Origin of the sequence: Streptomyces hiroshimensis (genome assembly GCF_014650335.1) — a bacterium.
Lineage (GTDB): Bacteria > Actinomycetota > Actinomycetes > Streptomycetales > Streptomycetaceae > Streptomyces > Streptomyces hiroshimensis.
The window spans coordinates 21,804-37,710 of the sequence record NZ_BMUT01000004.1 but is presented as its reverse complement, the minus strand read 5'-3'; the positions used below and the strand labels follow the sequence as shown (position 1 = coordinate 37,710).

The 15,907-nt window shown below is 72.0% G+C and carries 12 protein-coding genes; 6 read left to right on the top strand and 6 right to left on the bottom strand.

Annotated features, from left to right (window positions below):
- Positions 1-14 precede the first annotated feature (14 nt).
- Complete coding sequence (locus tag IE241_RS11080; protein ID WP_190021552.1) at positions 15-830, top strand: VOC family protein; 816 nt, start codon at positions 15-17, stop codon at positions 828-830.
- 41 nt (positions 831-871) lie between these two features.
- Here IE241_RS11080 and IE241_RS11075 read toward each other — a convergent pair whose 3' ends face one another.
- Positions 872-2,185, bottom strand: coding sequence for an LCP family protein (locus IE241_RS11075; RefSeq protein ID WP_190021551.1), 1,314 nt, complete (start codon positions 2,183-2,185; stop codon positions 872-874).
- Between the two features lie 118 nt (positions 2,186-2,303).
- Between IE241_RS11075 and IE241_RS11070 the strand changes: the two genes are divergently transcribed.
- Complete coding sequence (locus IE241_RS11070; RefSeq protein ID WP_190021550.1) at positions 2,304-2,852, top strand: acyl-CoA thioesterase; 549 nt, start codon at positions 2,304-2,306, stop codon at positions 2,850-2,852.
- A 74-nt stretch (positions 2,853-2,926) separates the two neighbouring features.
- Here the strand turns inward: IE241_RS11070 and IE241_RS11065 are convergent, their stop codons facing one another.
- Complete coding sequence (locus IE241_RS11065) at positions 2,927-4,489, bottom strand: LCP family protein (RefSeq protein ID WP_190021549.1); 1,563 nt, start codon at positions 4,487-4,489, stop codon at positions 2,927-2,929.
- A 207-nt stretch (positions 4,490-4,696) separates the two neighbouring features.
- Here IE241_RS11065 and IE241_RS11060 point away from each other — a divergent pair, with 207 nt between their 5' ends.
- Positions 4,697-5,713 (top strand): glycosyltransferase family 2 protein, encoded by a 1,017-nt coding sequence (locus IE241_RS11060; protein ID WP_190021548.1) that lies wholly within the window; start codon positions 4,697-4,699, stop codon positions 5,711-5,713.
- 60 nt (positions 5,714-5,773) lie between these two features.
- Here IE241_RS11060 and IE241_RS11055 read toward each other — a convergent pair whose 3' ends face one another.
- From IE241_RS11055 to IE241_RS11040, 4 genes are all read right to left on the bottom strand, one after another.
- Complete coding sequence (locus tag IE241_RS11055; protein ID WP_190021547.1) at positions 5,774-7,555, bottom strand: LCP family protein; 1,782 nt, start codon at positions 7,553-7,555, stop codon at positions 5,774-5,776.
- Between the two features lie 152 nt (positions 7,556-7,707).
- Complete coding sequence (locus IE241_RS11050; protein WP_190021546.1) at positions 7,708-9,528, bottom strand: LCP family protein; 1,821 nt, start codon at positions 9,526-9,528, stop codon at positions 7,708-7,710.
- 227 nt (positions 9,529-9,755) lie between these two features.
- Positions 9,756-11,228, bottom strand: a complete 1,473-nt coding sequence (locus tag IE241_RS11045; protein WP_190021545.1) for an LCP family protein — start codon at positions 11,226-11,228, stop codon at positions 9,756-9,758.
- Between the two features lie 189 nt (positions 11,229-11,417).
- On the bottom strand, positions 11,418-12,170 hold the full coding sequence (locus IE241_RS11040) for a TIGR03089 family protein (protein ID WP_190021544.1): 753 nt from the start codon (positions 12,168-12,170) through the stop codon (positions 11,418-11,420).
- 128 nt (positions 12,171-12,298) lie between these two features.
- Here IE241_RS11040 and IE241_RS11035 point away from each other — a divergent pair, with 128 nt between their 5' ends.
- From IE241_RS11035 to IE241_RS11025, 3 genes are all read left to right on the top strand, one after another.
- On the top strand, positions 12,299-13,717 hold the full coding sequence (locus tag IE241_RS11035; RefSeq protein WP_229899117.1) for a peptidoglycan recognition protein family protein: 1,419 nt from the start codon (positions 12,299-12,301) through the stop codon (positions 13,715-13,717).
- A gap of 81 nt (positions 13,718-13,798) precedes the next feature.
- Positions 13,799-14,881, top strand: a complete 1,083-nt coding sequence (manB, locus tag IE241_RS11030) for a mannose-1-phosphate guanylyltransferase (RefSeq protein ID WP_190021542.1) — start codon at positions 13,799-13,801, stop codon at positions 14,879-14,881.
- Positions 14,882-14,979: 98 nt separating this feature from the next.
- Positions 14,980-15,882, top strand: a complete 903-nt coding sequence (locus IE241_RS11025) for a DNA-3-methyladenine glycosylase family protein (RefSeq protein ID WP_190021541.1) — start codon at positions 14,980-14,982, stop codon at positions 15,880-15,882.
- Positions 15,883-15,907: the final 25 nt, after the last annotated feature.

The following is a 15,907-nucleotide window of genomic DNA, read 5'->3' as shown; positions in this document are numbered from 1 at the left end:
TGGAGGCGCCCGTCATGCCCGTCGTAACCGGCCCCTACGCTCCCGGTACCCCCTGCTGGGTCGACCTCATGGTCCCCGACCAGCAGGCGGCGCTCGACTTCTACCGTGACCTGTTCGGCTGGCAGGGGGAGGTCGGGCCGCCCGAGACCGGCGGCTACGCGGTCTGCCATATGAAGGACAAGAAGGCCGTCGCCGGCATCATGGCGGCGATGAACCCCGACGGCAGCAAGCCCGATCCGATGCCGTCCGCGGTGTGGACCACCTACCTCGCGACCGCCGACGTGGACGCCGCCCAGTCCCGCATCGTCAGCAACGGCGGCGACGTGATGATGCCGGCCATGGACGTCATGGATATCGGCCGGATGGCCGTGGCCGCCGACCCCACGGGCGCCGTCTTCGGGCTGTGGCAGGCGGGCAAATTCCACGGCGCGGAGATCGTCAACGAGCCGGGCGCCGTGATCTGGAACGAGCTCAACACCAGTGACACCGCCACCGCCTCGGGCTTCTACGCCACGGCCCTCGGCATCACGTTCGCCCCGATGGAGGGTGCCAAGGGCTACTTCTCGCTGCAGGTGAACAACCACATGGTCGGCGGGCTCCAGGGGCTGGCCAATATCGAGGGCATCCCCGAGGACGCGCCCTCGCACTGGCTGACGTACTTCTCGGTCGACGACACCGACAGCACGGTCGCCGCGCTGGTGCGCGCCGGAGGCAACGTCCTCAAGCCGCCGTTCGACATGATGGCGGGCCGCATGGCCGTCGTGCAGGACCCGCAGGGCGCCGTCTTCGCCGTCATCAAGGCGAAGCCGCCCGCGAAGCCGCCCAAGTAGGCGGGCCGGGCAGGCGGGCCCGAGCCGGGCCCGCCGCGGTCCTACTTGTCGGAGACGGTGACCTTCTGGTCCTTCTTCAGCTGCCCGAACAGCTGGTTGGCCTTGGCCATGTCCCACTTCACGGCGACGCCGTCGTTGGGCGTCGGCAGGTTCGCGGTGGTGACGGGCACGGTCATCTGCTGCCCGTCGCCGCCCGTCACGCCCTTCATCGCCCAGAACATGTCCATCAGGTCGAACAGGCCCATGTCCTTGTCGACGATGAGCGTGTCGAGGCCCGAGCCGATCACCGGGTAGAGGCGGAAGGGGTTGAGGACGGTCGAGGGCGAGGCCGCCTGCTTCGCGAGCGTGTTCAGGAACTTCTGCTGGTTGCGCATCCGGCCCAGGTCCTGGTCGGCCTCCTGGTGGCGCTGGCGCACGAAGGCCAGCGACTGGGCGCCGTCCAGCTCCTGGCAGCCCGCCTTGAAGTCCGCGCCCGAGTCCCGGTCCTTCACCGGCTTGTCCAGGCACATCTCGACGCCGCCCAGCGCGTCGACCAGGTTGCGGAAGCCGCCGAAGCCGATCTCCGCGTAGTGGTCGATGCGCAGGCCCGTGTTGAACTCGATGGTCTGCGCGAGCAGCTCCGGGCCGCCGTCCGAGTACGCCTGGTTGAGCTTGTGGGTGGACTTCGGGAACCGCTTGCCGGACTTCTGGCCCGTGAAGGCGGGGATGGTGACCCAGGAGTCGCGCGGCAGGCTCAGCATCGTGGTGCCGTTGTCGCCGGTGTGCAGGATCATCATCGAGTCGGTGCGCTTGCCGTCCGCCGACCCCGTGTGCAGGTCCTTCTTGTCCTGGTCCGACAGGCCCTCACGGCTGTCCGAGCCGACGATCAGGTAGTTCGTGCCCTCGCCGGCCGGCGGCCGTTCCTTCACCTTGCCGAGGTCCACCTCCTGGCGGAGCTTGGAGTCGGCCCAGAAGTACGTGCCGACCGAGACCGCCAGCAGCAGGACGACGAAGGTCACCAGGCCGATCTTGATGCGCCTGCGCCAGTCCGGGCGGGCGGTGCGCTGCGGGCGGGGGCCGCCCCCGCCCGGGCCGCCGGGACCCCCGGGGCCCGCTCCGGGGCCGTTCGGGGCGCCGCGGCCGTAGACCTGGCCCGTGTTGTATCCGTCACCCGGGCCGCCCTGGCCGACCACGCGGTGGCCGCCGGCGACCGGCGCCTCGTCGTAGCCCTGGGGCGGGCTGTACTGCTGAGGCGGCGCCGCACGCCGTACGTGCGGCATGGCGCGCGCACCCTCCGGCTCGGCGCCGGCGCCGGCGCTGCCGCGCCCGTACGCCTGCCGTCGCTCGTCGCTCCGCCCTCCGGACCAATCACTCATGCAACGAAGTGTGCCTGCCGGTCGCCCGGCACGGAGATCGTCTACGGATTCGGGGGGCTGCTGTTGCAGACCTGATGCAATCCGGCCCCGTTCACCCACCCGGCATACAGTGGTGGACATGACCATTCAGGACCGGAGCCCGGAGCAGGAGATCGCCGGCAAGCCGACGTCTGCCGCCCGTACGACGCTCTCCCACATCATGACCGGCAGCGACACCAATCTGCTGGGCACCGTCCACGGCGGCGTGATCATGAAACTGGTGGACGACGTCGCCGGCGCCGTGGCCGGCCGGCACTCCGGAGGCCCTGCGGTCACGGCCTCCATGGACGAGATGGCCTTCCTCGAACCCGTCCGCGTCGGCGACCTCGTCCATGTGAAGGCCCAGGTCAACTGGACCGGGCGGTCCTCCATGGAGGTCGGCGTCCGGGTGCTCGCCGAGCGCTGGAACGAGTCGACGCCCGCGATCCAGGTCGGCAGCGCGTACCTCGTCTTCGCGGCCGTCGACGAGAACGGCAAGCCGCGGCCCGTACCGCAGGTGCTCCCGGAGACGGAGAAGGACCGGCGGCGCTACCAGGAGGCGCAGATCCGCCGCACGCATCGCCTCGCGCGGCGGCGAGCGATCAAGGAGCTGCGCGACGCACGGGCCGCGGAGGGCATCGAGGACTGACCCTCCGCGGAGGGTTCCGGGGGCGCGGGCGTGCCCCGGGCGCCGTGTGGTCCCGTGGTCTCGGCACCGCCGGACTACACCAGGCTCTTCTCCGGGCACAGGACCTTGTCGCCCGATACCGCCCGCTGGCCCGGGCCCGTTCCGGGCCGCGGTGCTTGCGGGGACTGCGGGCTCTGCGGTTTCACCGGGGTCACCGGGGTCACCGTCCTGAAGTCCGTGCCCACCGTCACCTTCATCAGCGGGCCCTGGCCCGGCACGGCGCGGAGTTCCGCGTCCGGGAGGGCCGATGCCAGCGTGCGGACCGCGTGGTCCCAGCGCGGGTCGTACTGGATCACCGTGCGCGGGGCCACCGGCCCCGGCGCGTCCGCAGGCACCCCGGTCGTGGCGAAGCCCATGGCCCGCAGCGCGCGGTCGGTCTCGCGGGCGAGCCCCCGGCGGCCGGAGCCGTTGTAGACCTGGATGCGGACCTGCCCCGCCTCCGCCTCCGCCTCCGCCGATGACGGCGACGGCGACGGCGACGGCCCGGGCCGGGCACCGGGCCCGGGCACCGGCACCGGCGGCTTCGCATCGTGCGCCTGCCGCTGCGGCCGGACCGTCAGCGGACGGTCCTCCCGCAGCGCCTCGAAGAGGCGCCCCGCCGCCGCGTCGTCCCACTTCACCGTCGAGCCGACCCGCGGCACGGGATAGTCCGCGGACCCCACCGGCACCGAGGCGAACTCCGCGGAGGCCGGCGAGAGGTTCTTCATCGCCCGGCCGAGCCCGATGAGCGTCTCGCCGTCGAAGCCCCGGTCCGCGCGCACCGACCCCAGCAGGGTCGCGGCGACCTGCTGGAACTTCACCGGGTTCAGCAGCGCCCCGCCGTCCGTCGCCGTGTGCAGCAGCGAGGCGAGGAAGCGCTGCTGCCGCTGCATCCGACCCAGGTCGGAGGCCCCGTCGAGGTGCCGCGAGCGGACGTACTGCAGGGCCTGCCCGCCGTTGAGGGTGCTCGTGCCCGGCGGCAGGTCGAGCCCGCTGTACGGGTCCCGCAGGGGCCGCACCGAGCACACCTGCACCCCGCCCACCACGTCCACGGTCCGCATGAAGCTGGTGAAGTCGACCTCCAGGTAGTGATCGACGTGGACTCCGGTGAGCAGCTCCACGGTCCGCACGGTGAGCCCGGGCCCGCCCTCGGCGTAGGCGGCGTTCAGCTTCTGCGCATGGGCGGGGCGGGGCCGGCCCGCCTCGTCGACGTGTGCGGGGATCTCGGCGTAGGTGTCGCGGGGCAGGCTGACCACGGAGACCCGGTCCCGGGCCGCGGACAGGTGCAGCAGCATCACGGTGTCCGTGCAGTGACAGGCCGTGCCGCCCAGGTGGTAGCGGCGCCGCTCCTCGGGATCGATCCGGTCGCGGGCGTCGGTGCCCACGAGCAGGATGTTCATGCCCTTGCTGACCTTGACGGGCGGCCGGTTCGACAGGCCGCGGAAGGGGTCCACCCGGCCGATACGGCTGTCGATGTTCGTGACCACCGCGTGCCCGATGCCGCCCGCGGCCAGCACGGCCACGGCGGCGCACGCGGCGAGGCGCAGCCCCCAGCGAGGCCGGCGGGGCGCGCCGTGGCGGGCCCGGCGCGAGTGGGGGCTCGGGGCCGGTGCGGTCATGGCGGCACCTCCACGACGGACGGGATGCGGGCGAAGCGAGGAGGGCCAAACGTAGGTCAATACGATCAGCGGTCCGCGTGTCCACGCCGTCGGGACCCCCGCTGCCACCCGGGCGGGAGCGTCCGTTCCGCCATTAGCGGTAACGTGACGGACGACTCCGTCGGCTCCCCCCACCCCGCCGGGGGGACCCCGTATCCCCGAGGAACCATGTCCGAACAGCAGCCGCCCGCCGTTTCCGTGATCATGCCGGTGCTCAATGAGGAGCGGCATCTGCGCACGTCAGTGCGGCACATCCTGGAGCAGGAGTACGCCGGCGAGCTGGAGGTGGTGATCGCCCTCGGCCCGTCCACGGACCGTACGGACGAGATCGCCGCCGAGCTCGTGCAGGAAGACCCCCGGGTCCACACCGTGCCGAACCCCACCGGCCGCACGCCCGCCGCCCTCAACGCCGCGATCAAGGCCTCCCGCCACCCGATCGTGGTGCGCGTGGACGGCCACGGCATGCTGTCGCCGAACTACATCGCGACGGCCGTGCGGCTGCTCGACGAGACCGGCGCGCAGAACGTCGGCGGCATCATGCACGCCGAGGGGGAGAACGCCTGGGAGCAGGCCGTCGCCGCGGCGATGACCTCCAAGGTCGGCGTCGGCAACGCCGCCTTCCACACCGGAGGCGCCGCCGCTCCCGCCGAGACCGTGTACCTGGGCGTCTTCCGGCGCGAGGCGCTGGAGCAGCAGGGCGGGTACAACGAGGAGTTCATCCGCGCCCAGGACTGGGAGCTGAACTTCCGCATCCGTGAGGCCGGCGGGCTGATCTGGTTCTCGCCGGAGCTGAAGGTCTCCTACCGCCCGCGCCCGAGCGTGAAGGCGCTGGCCAAGCAGTACAAGGACTACGGCCGCTGGCGCCATGTCGTGGCCCGCTACCACCAGGGCTCGATCAACCTGCGCTACCTGGCCGCGCCGACCGCCGTCGTCGCCATCGCCGCAGGTCTCGTGGCCGGCGCCGCGGTCACCCCGTGGGGCCTGGTCGTGCCGGCCGGGTACCTGGCGGCGATCACCGCCGGTTCGGTGCCGGCGGGCAAGGGCCTGCCGCTGAAGGCGCGGGTGCAGATCCCGGTGGCGCTGGCGACGATGCACATGTCGTGGGGCTTCGGCTTCCTGACCAGCCCGCGGTCGCTGGCGAAGAAGGTCATCGCCAGCCGCCGCGAGCCGGTGCGGGCGGGCTGACCGCGTTGCTGTGTAAGGGGCGGGCGCCATGGCGCCCGCCCCTTACACATGCACAGATGCTCAGAAACGATTCAGCGAGTTCACCTTCATGCAGGCCGAGGTGTCGTTGCCGTTGAGGGGGTCCGAGCTCTCGGGGGCCTTGTTGTCGGCCTCCTTCTTGGGCTTGTCGTCGCCCTTCTCGCCCTTCTCGCCCTTCTCGGTCTTGTCGTCGGGCTTCTCCGGCTTCTCCGGCTTCTCGCCCTTGGGGCTCCCGGACGCATCGGCGTCGTCGCCCTTCGGGTACGTCGTGCCCGTGCGCCAGTCCCCGCCGATCACCAGCGTCAGCCCCTCGACCGCGGTGGACATCCGGACCGCCCGCTCCGGCAGCCCGAGGGCCTTGGCCAGCGCCTCGGCGTCGGCCCGCTGGGACGTCTTGGCGTAGCTGAGCGTCGTGTCGGCCTGGGCCCTCGGCGTGGAGTCCGAGGCGGCCTTGGTGAAGCCCTGCTTGACGAGCGACGCGGCGATCTCGGCGCCACGGCCGGTGACGACGGGCTGGGTGGCGGTGCCGGTGCCGTTGAAGACCGTCACCGCGATGGAGCCCTTGGGCGAGGCCGGCGCGGTCGGCTTGGCGCCCTTGTCGTCCTTCTTCTTGTCCTTGCCGTCGAGCGCGATGTCGCTGCGGACGAGCGAGAACAGCTTCTCGGCGTCGCCCGGCTTGGGGATGACGTGGGCGTCCGGGTCCCACGGGTCCGACACCCACGGCATGGTGGTCATGGTGATACGGCCGGACGGCACGCGCTTGATGTCGTCGGCGAGGTCGTAGAGCTTCTTGACCGAGCCGAGGTCCTTGTCGACGGTGAGCGCCTTGGTGGCGGCCTCGGCGAGGTCGGTGAGCTTGTCCGGGTCGGTGAGCTTGGTGCCGGACTTCAGCTGGCGGACCATCGCGTTCATGTACATGTGCTGGGCGTGGGTGCGGCCGATGTCGCTGCCGTCCTCGAAGCCGTGGCGCGTGCGCAGCCACTGCAGGGCCTGCTCGCCCTTGACGTTGTGGGAGCCCTTCTCCAGGCGCAGGCCGGACTGCTTGTCGTAGACGTTGTTGTCCACGCAGACCGGGACGCCGCCGACGGCGTCGGCCATGCTCACCACGCCCGCGAAGTCGATCATCATAAAGTGGTCGATGGGGATGCCCGTGAGCTCTTCCCAGGCGGCGACGGTGCAGCCGGGCCCGCCGTTCATCAGGCTGGTGTTGATGATCTGCCGGTTCGTCTCCTTGTAGACCGTCCCGTCCTCGGGGTCGGTGCACTTGGGGATCGTGACCCGGGTGTCGCGCGGGACGCTGACGACCGACATGTTGCTGCGGTCGGCGGAGACGTGCACGAGCATCTGGACGTCGGCGAGCGGCTTGCGCCCGGCGTCCTCGCGGGCGCCGCCGAGGGCGACGTTCTCCGCCGAGTTCCGGCTGTCGGAGCCGAGGAGGAGGATGTTCAGCGGGCGCTGGCCCGCGGCGTTGGCGGCGCTGCGGTCGAGCCGCTTGTCGCCGAGGTTGAGCAGGTCCTTCTTCAGATTGCCGTTGAGGTGCTGGTAGTAGAAGTAGCCGGCGGCCGAGACGCCGAGTATCAGGACCGCGAGGCACAGCGCGGCCCAGCGGGCTATTCGGGCCGCGCGGGCGCGCCGCCCGCCCTTCGCGGTTCCGCCGGCCTTCCCGGTTCCGCCGCCCTTCGCGGTTCTCCCGGCCTTCTCGCCCCCGTCGGCCTTCTCCGGGCCCCCGGTCTCCTCCGGCCCCCCGGCCTTCTCTGCGCCGTCTTCCCGTGCCCCCGGCACGCTCTTGCGCGCCCGCGGCCTCCCCGCACTGCTCTGCCGCATCGGGCCTCCCCTAAATGGTGCGTCCGGCCCGATGGGCAGGCGTGTCGTCTCTCATGGATCGGTGCGCGCCCCATGGGCCGCGCGGCAGGACCGGCCTGCTGCTCAGCAGACCGGCCGTCCGATAGTGAGATGCATGTACGCGGTGCCTGGGTTCACTTGGCGCAGATGTTCTTGTCGTCCGCTTCGACCCTTTGGATGTCTTCCGGTGCCTTCGCGGGCGCCTCGACGTGGACCGGGGTGCCCGCGCCCTTGAAGTCCGAGCCCAGGGTGAGGGTCATCTCGGCGGGAGCGGCGCCGCCTGAGGTCTCCTTGAGGGCGTCGGCGGGCAGGCCCATCACGTCGGCCATGCGGCGCGCCTGGTCGGCCTGGGCGGGGGCGAACTCCAGGACCGTCTTGTCGGCCTTCTTGCCGCCGGGGGTGTTGCCGCCGTTGCTGCTGCGGACGATGCCCTTGTTGTTCTGCATCCAGCGGACGGCCTCCTGGGCCGCGCCGATCTTGCCGCTGCCGTTGAGGACCTTGACCCGGACGGCCGCGGGCTCCGCGCGGGGGCCCTGCAGCAGGGCCGCCTGCTTGGCGTCGGCCTGGTCCTGCTGCTTCTTCTCCTTCTCCTTCACCTCGGTGAGGGAGACGTCCTGACGGACCATCGCGAACAGCTGCTCGGCCTTCGTCTTGTCGAGGACGACGGTCTTGTGGTTCTTGCCCTCGGCGGGGTTGTCGACGACGGGGACGGTCGCGAAGGTGATGTTCTTGAGGTTGACCCTGCTGAGGTCCTTGGCCAGCTTCGTCAGATCGCTGACGGATCCTATGCCGGAGTCGACGGTCAGTGACTTCGTGGCCGCGTCGCCCAGGTTGTAGAGCTTCTTGGGGTTGGTGAAGGTGTCGTCGGACTTCATCTCGCGGATCATCGAGCTCAGGAACTGCTGCTGGAGCTTGATCCGGTCCAGGTCGCTCTCGAAGCCCACGCTGTGCCGGGTCCGGACGAACGCGAGGGCGTCCTCGCCCTCGATCTTGTGCCGGCCCTTGCTGAGCTTGAGGTGCGACTTGGGGTCGTCGATGTCCTTGCCCAGGCACACCTCGACGCCGCCGACCGCCGACGACATCCTCTTGACGGCGTTGAAGTCGGCCATCATGAAGTGACTGACCTTCAGGCCGGTGAGGGCCTCGACGGTCCGCCAGGTGCAGCCGGGGTCGCGCTCCTCCTGGCCCAGGCTCTCGTTGAAGCGGACGCCCTTCGAGCCGGGGATGGTCTTGCTCTTCCCGTCCTTCTTGGTGGTGCACTCCGGAATGTCGGTGATCATGTCGCGCGGGATGGAGAGCGCGGTGGCGTTCGACCGGTCCTCGGAGACGTGGAAGAGGAGGGTGGTGTCGGCGTGACCGACGCTGCCCTCGTCGCCGTAGCCCTTGTTGCCCTCGCCGTCACGCTTGTCGGTGCCGATGACCAGGATGTTGACGGGGCCCTTGATGACGGCGCCGTTGTTGATGCCGACGTCAACCTTGTTGAGGTTGTTGTTGAAGTGCTCGTAGAGCAGATAGGCGCCCAGCGAGCCGCCGACCAGGATGAAGGCCAGCGTCCCGCCGGTCCACAGCAGGGCCTTCTTCTTGGCGGACTTCTTCGGCTTGGGCTTGCGCCTGCCCGTCGCGGGCTTGACCGACGCCTTGGCGCCCGCCTTGGCTCCGCCGCGCCGGCCGGTCTCGCGCCGGCCGGTGTCGCGCTGGCCCGGCACCTCCCGCCGGCCGCCGGACTCCGTCTTCGGGCGCGGCGCCGGGCTCGGGGCGGCCTTCGAGGAAGGCACGAACGAGCTGGCCGAACGGGAAGGATCGGTGATCTCCGAGGCGGGCGAGCCCGGCCCCGGGGCCGGGTCCGCCCCGTCGGCATGGTCGAGACGCAGCTCGTAGCTGCCGGTTTTGGGGTCGAAGACCCACTGGTCGGCGGGGTCGATACCGCCCGCCCGCCCACGGCCTTGCGCGTCCACGGTCGCTTGAATCCTCCGTCGGTGCCACGCGGCGCCACCCCCCGAGGCGCTCGGTCACGTCGTCTGTGCAGTGCGCGGTCAGCCCGGCCGTGCGCACCGGATCGCTCACACTATCCGCCCAGTTCAGCGTCAAGCGACGCCGGTGACAAATTCCACTCCCCTACAACTGGGCAATCTGCTCAATCCATTCGCCGGGCCGGAAGACCCGTTCGTGAGCTTTGAGCGATTCATCCACAGATGCCGTGTGCGGCCGTGGTGCCTTCGTAGGTGGGGGGAGCGGTGCCCGGCGCGGAGGACGCCGGAGCGCTCGCGGGCGCGGGGAAATCACCGCCGGAGGGCACGGCCGTGGCGTTGTGCCCTCCGGCCCCGCGCGGTGTACGAGGAGCGCCGGGCGTGGCCGGGCCTCCTCCCGTCCCCCCGGTGCCCGGCGTCCACGCCGGCCCCCTGGTTCCCGTGGTTCCCCCCGTCCCTGACGGCCCCTCCGGACTGCCGGGCCCCTCCGGGCTCAGCTGTCCCCCCGGCCCCTCCGATCCCTCCGGCCCCTCCTCGGCCCCCGGCTTGCCGGCTCCCGGCCGGCCGTCCCCGGGCTTGTTCTCCGCCGCCCGGACGTTTCCGGTCACCGACACCGGCCGGTCCTCGCGCAGTTGCCTGAAGAGCTGGTCGGCATCCGGCTGCACCAGTTCGTCCCGGTTGGGGTTGTACGGGTACGGGCGGCGCGGCACCGTCAGGAACTGCGCGCGGTCGCTCGGGACCGTCCGCACGGTGCGCACCAGGTCGTACATCTTGCGCAGCGAGTCGAGCCCGGCGTCCGTGGTGAGCGAGGACGTGGCGGCGTCCAGCACCGGGTAGAGCCGCGTGGGGTTGAGCAGCACCCCGTCGCTCTGCATCTCCTTGAACAGCGCGCCGAGGAACTGCTGCTGTCGCCCCATCCGCTCGGTGTCGCTGCCGCCGCCGAGGCTGTAGCGGGCCCGGACGTACCCGAGCGCCTGCTCACCGTGGAGGGTCTGACGGCCGGCCGGCAGCTTCAGCCGCGCCTCCTGGTCGTCGACGGGCTGCTTGAGGCACACCTCGACCCCGTCCACCGCGTCGACCAGGTGTTTGAAGCCGTTGAAGTCCACGATCACGTGGTGGGTGATGCGGATGCCGCTGAGCTTCTCGACCGTGCGGATCGTGCAGGCCGGGCCCGCCTGCTCGAACGCCCAGTTGAACTGCGCGAAGCGCTCGTTCGTCTCGGTGCCGTCGGGCCGCCGGCACCGGGGGATCATCGACATCAGGTCGCGCGGGAGGCTGACGGCGGTCGAGCTCTTCCGGTCGGCGGCCACGTGCAGCAGGATCGTGGTGTCCGAGCGCTGGGTGCCGCTGTCCTCGCCGTACTGGCCGTTGCCCGCGCCGCTGCGGGTGTCCGAGCCGATGATCAGGATGTTCTGGGCGCCCTTGACCAGGGCCGTGGGGCGCTCCTTCTCCCAGCGGCGCAGCTCGTCCGCGGTGGCCGTGTCCGTTTTGATGTTGCCGTTGAGCCGCTCGTAGAGATACCAGCCCACCGCGACCACGGCCAGCACCGCCAGCGCCGTGCCCAGGGCCAGCCAGCGCAGCCAGCGGCGCCGCCGCCGCGGCGCGGGCGGCCGCTCGCCCGGCTCCTCGAAGAAGGCGGAGCAGGACGGCGTGGCCGGGGGGCCGGGCCTTCCTGGGCTGTCGGTCACGGTGGCGCTGTGTCCCTCCTCGGGGAAGGAGTGCTCGGGTCGGCCGTACGGACCCCGCGGTCGCGGCCTCACGGTCGAGGCCTAAGGGCCACGGCCTCACGGTCGCGGCCTTGCGGTGGCACGGCTTCACGGTCACGGGCCTCGCGGCCCGTACGCCGATCATCGCCCGTGTACGGCGCCCCTGCAGCGTCAGAGGGCCGTCACGGTGACGCGCTCACTCTCCCGGCGCTTGTCGAGGCCGCCGCCGGAGAGCCGGTCGAGGTGCCGGCACAGCACCACCGAGCCGCCGGAGGCGAGCGGGGCGAACAGCCCGGCGGACAGTCCCTCCCAGGAGTCGTAGGGCAGCCCGGAGAGCATGCGCGAGCCCGCGCCGAGCCCGTGCTGGAGGGCGTCCGTGCGCGCCCGCTCCACCAGTTCGGCGCCGGTCAGCTCCAGCCCGCCGACGGCGAGCGCGGGGGAGCCGGGGTCGACCGGGGCGTACGGGGCGAAGCGGTCGCCCTGGGCGGGCACCTCGACGGCGTAGTCGGCGAAGCCCGCGGGCGGCTGGGGGAACCGGCCGCCCAGGGGGCGCAGGGCCAGCGCCACGCGCTCGCCCGAGCACGCACGCGCCTCCTCCAGCGTGTCGGGCCCGCTGACGACGAGGTCCGCGGCGGCCGGGTCGCCGCCGACGTCGGCCAGCACGCCGACGGAGGAGCAGGCCAGCAGCCACACGGCCGTCTGCCAGTGGGCGGGCAGCAGCAGGGCGAGCCGGTCGCCGGGCTCGGCGGCGAGATCGCCCTGGAGGAGATTGGCGGTCTTCGCCACCCAATTGGCGAAGGTGGCCACGGACAATTCCACGCGCTCGCCGGTGGCGTCGTCGTAGAAGGTCACGAGCGGGCGGGCCGGATCCGCGGAGAGCGCGGATCGCAGCAGGTCGGCGGGGGTGCGATCGGTGGCGTTCATCGGCGCCAGCGTACGCCGCGCCGCACGTGCGGGTCAGTCGGAAGGATGACGCCGAAGGGGGCCGGGGAGAACCCTCGAACCACCTGACGAATGGACAGATTTATATGGTTATGTCCAAGATTTTCGGCATGCGTGGATTTCTTGTCTCGACGACCGTGACCGCCTGCGCCGCCGCCCTCACCCTGCCCCTCCTCGCCGCCCCCTCCTCCGCCCAGCAGTCCACCCACGACCCGGGCCTCACCCCGCGCTCCGTGCCCGGCAGCACCCAGTCGCTGCCGCTGGTCCCGCTGCACGGCAAGAGCCGCACGGCGGGCCCCGAACCCACCTCGGAGCAGGGCCTGCCCCAGCTGGAGGTCAAGCCGTTCTCGCTGGTCGGCATCGTGTGGGACGACGCCGGGGCCGAACTCCGCGGCCACGCCCAGGTGCGCACCCGCCCCGTCGGCAGCCGGGACTGGGCCGGCTGGCAGGAGATCTCGACGCACGACGACGACCGCCCCGACACCGACTCGGCCGAGGGCCGCGCAGGACGGCTGCGCGGATCCACCGCGCCCCTGTGGGTCGGCGCCTCCGACGCCATCCAGGTCCGCGTCCGCCCCGAGGCCGCGACGACCACGACCGGCCGCACCCCGCCCGGAGCCCTGCCCTCCGGGCTGCGCCTCGAACTCGTCGACCCCGGCGTGGACCGCACCCGCTCCGCCGCACCCCCCGTCCCCAGCGAGAACGAGCTCGCCGCCTCCGCCGCCAACGTCCCGCTCGCGCCCCTCGGCGCCACCGAGATCCCGGCGCTCGGCAAGCCGGAGTCCGAGGGTGACATCGAATACACCGGCACGGGCGAGCTGCAGGTGGACGACGAGGAGGCCGACTCCGCCGGCGACCAGGGCGGCGGCGACGGCTACGAGTCCGACGACTACGGCCGCCAGGACAGCGGCGTCGACGGCCGCTACGTCGGACCGCGCCCCCGCATCGTCACCCGGGCCGGCTGGGGCGCCGACGAGTCCCTGCGCGAATCCGGCTTCGTCTACACCGGGGCCGTCCGCGCCGCCTTCATCCACCACACGGCTTCCGGCAACCGCTACTCCTGCTCACAGTCCGCATCCGTCATCCGCGGTATCTACCGCTACCACGTTGTGAGCAGCGGCTGGCGGGACCTGGGCTACAACTTCCTCATCGACAAGTGCGGCACCGTCTACGAGGGCCGCTCGGGGGGCGTGGCCAGACCCGTCAAGGGCGCGCACACCCTCGGTTTCAACAGCAACAGCATGGGCATCGCGGTTCTCGGAACGTACGGAACCACCAGTCCGTCCTCCGCGGCGGTCGACGCGGTGGCGGACCTCACCGCTTGGAAGCTCGGGCTGTTCGGCGCCAACCCGGCCGGCACCGCGAGCCTGGTGTCCGGAGGCGGAAATCGGTTCAAGAAGGGGACCAGGGTCAAGCTCAAGGCCATCTCGGGGCACCGCGACGGCTTCGCAACGGAGTGCCCCGGCGACCGCCTCTACAGCAGGCTCGGCACCGCCCGCACCGTCGCGGCCCGACTCCAGGGCCGCTGACCTGGCGCGGGGGCACCCTCCGGTCTGCATACACTGGCCGCCGATCACGGCCCGGCCCCAGCAGGAAGCAGAGACGACAAGGTGACAGAAGCGATCCTCCTGGTCGGCGGCAAGGGAACCCGGCTGCGCCCGCTCACGATGAACACGCCCAAACCCATGGTCCCCGCGGCGGGCGTCCCCTTCCTGACGCACCAGCTGGCACGGGCCCGCGCGGCGGGCGTGGAGCACATCGTGCTGGCCACGTCCTACCTGGCGGAGGTCTTCGAGCCGTACTTCGGCGACGGATCGGACCTCGGCCTGCACCTGGAATACGTCACCGAGGAGGAGCCGCTGGGCACCGGCGGAGCCATCCGCAACGTCGCGTCCAAGCTGCACTCGGCCCCGGACGAGCCCGTCCTGATCTTCAACGGCGACATCCTCACGGGCCTGGACATCGAAGCCCTCGTGCACACCCACCGCACGACGAACGCGGACGTCTCCCTCCACCTCACCCGGGTCGAGGACCCCCGCGCCTTCGGTCTGGTCCCGACCGACGACACGGGCAGGGTCACGGCCTTCCTGGAGAAGCCGCAGACGCCCGAGGAGATCGTCACCGACCAGATCAACGCGGGCGCGTACGTCTTCAACCGCGCGGTGATCGACACGATCCCGGCGGGGCGGCCCGTCTCGGTGGAGCGGGAGACCTTCCCCGGCCTTCTCGCCTCCGGAGCGCACCTGCAGGGCATGGTGGACTCCACCTACTGGCTGGACCTGGGCACGCCGCAGGCCTTCGTCCGCGGCTCGGCCGACCTGGTCATGGGCCGGGCGCCGTCCCCCGCCGTCCCGGGCCGCTGCGGCGACCGGCTGGTCCTGGACACCGCCGAGGTGGCCCCGGACGCCAAGCTCACCGGCGGCACGGTCATCGGCGCGGGCGCGCGGGTGGAGCCGGGCGCCCGCGTGGACGGCAGCACGGTGCTGGACGGCGCGGTCATCGAGGCCGGCGCACAGGTCCGGGACTCGCTGGTGGGCGAGGGGGCGCGCATCGGGGCGCGCACGGTCCTGGACGGCGCGGTGATCGGGGACCGGGCCCGCATCGGGGCGGACAACGAGCTGCGGGCGGGAGCCCGCGTCTGGTGCGAGGCGGAGATCCCGGCGGGAGCGATCAGGTTCTCGTCGGACCAGTAGCCGGACCCGGACCGGTGGCCGTACCGGTAGCCGGACCGGTAGCCGGGACCGATAGCCGGACCAGTAGGGGCCGGATGGATCCGGCATAGGCTGGCCGGGTGAAGACCCGCACCTGGACCCCACGAGCCGCCTACGACCTGGGCCGCACGCTGGGCGTCCTGGCGCGGGGCCCGGGCGACCCGGCGTTCCGGCCCGGACCGGACGGCTCGGTGTGGCGGGCGAGCCGCACCCCGGAGGGCCCGGGCACGCTGCACGTGACCGAGCAGGGCGGGAGCATCCACGCGGAGGCATGGGGGCCGGGCGCGGACCGGCTCCTGGAAACCCTCCCCGCGCTCCTCGGCGCCGAGGACGCCCCGGAAGCCTTCACCCCCCGCCACCGCCTGCTCCACGAGGCCCACCGCCGCCACCCGGGCCTGAGGCTGGCCCGCACGGGGCTGGTCCTGGAGTCGCTGATCCCCTCAGTCCTCGAACAGAAGGTCACGAGCGACGAGGCGTACCGGGCCTGGCGCCTCCTCCTGCAGCAGCACGGCGAACCGGCCCCGGGCCCGGCTCCCCGGATGCGGGTGATGCCGAGCGCGCGGGACTGGGCGATGATCCCGTCCTGGGACTGGCACAAGGCGGGCGTGGACGGCAAGCGCTCGGCGACGATCGTCCGGGCGGCCCGCGTGGCGGCGCGCCTGGAGGAAGCGGCGGCCATGGACGACGAGCAGGCGTCGAGACGCCTGCAAGCGGTCCCGGGCATAGGCCCGTGGACGGCGGCCGAAACCCTCCAGCGCAGCAACGGCTCCCCCGACGCCGTCACGGTCGGCGACCTCCACCTCCCGAAGATCATCGGCTACGCCCTCGCCGGCACCCGGGACACGGACGACGAGGCGATGCTGGAACTGCTCAGCCCGTACGAGGGCCAGCGCCACCGGGCATGCCGCCTGATCCTCCTCACCGGGGCGAGGCCCCCGAGAAGAGCGCCCCGCTTCTCGGTGAACGACATCAGGGCGCTGTAGGGCTGTAGGAACCCGGGGGCCGGCT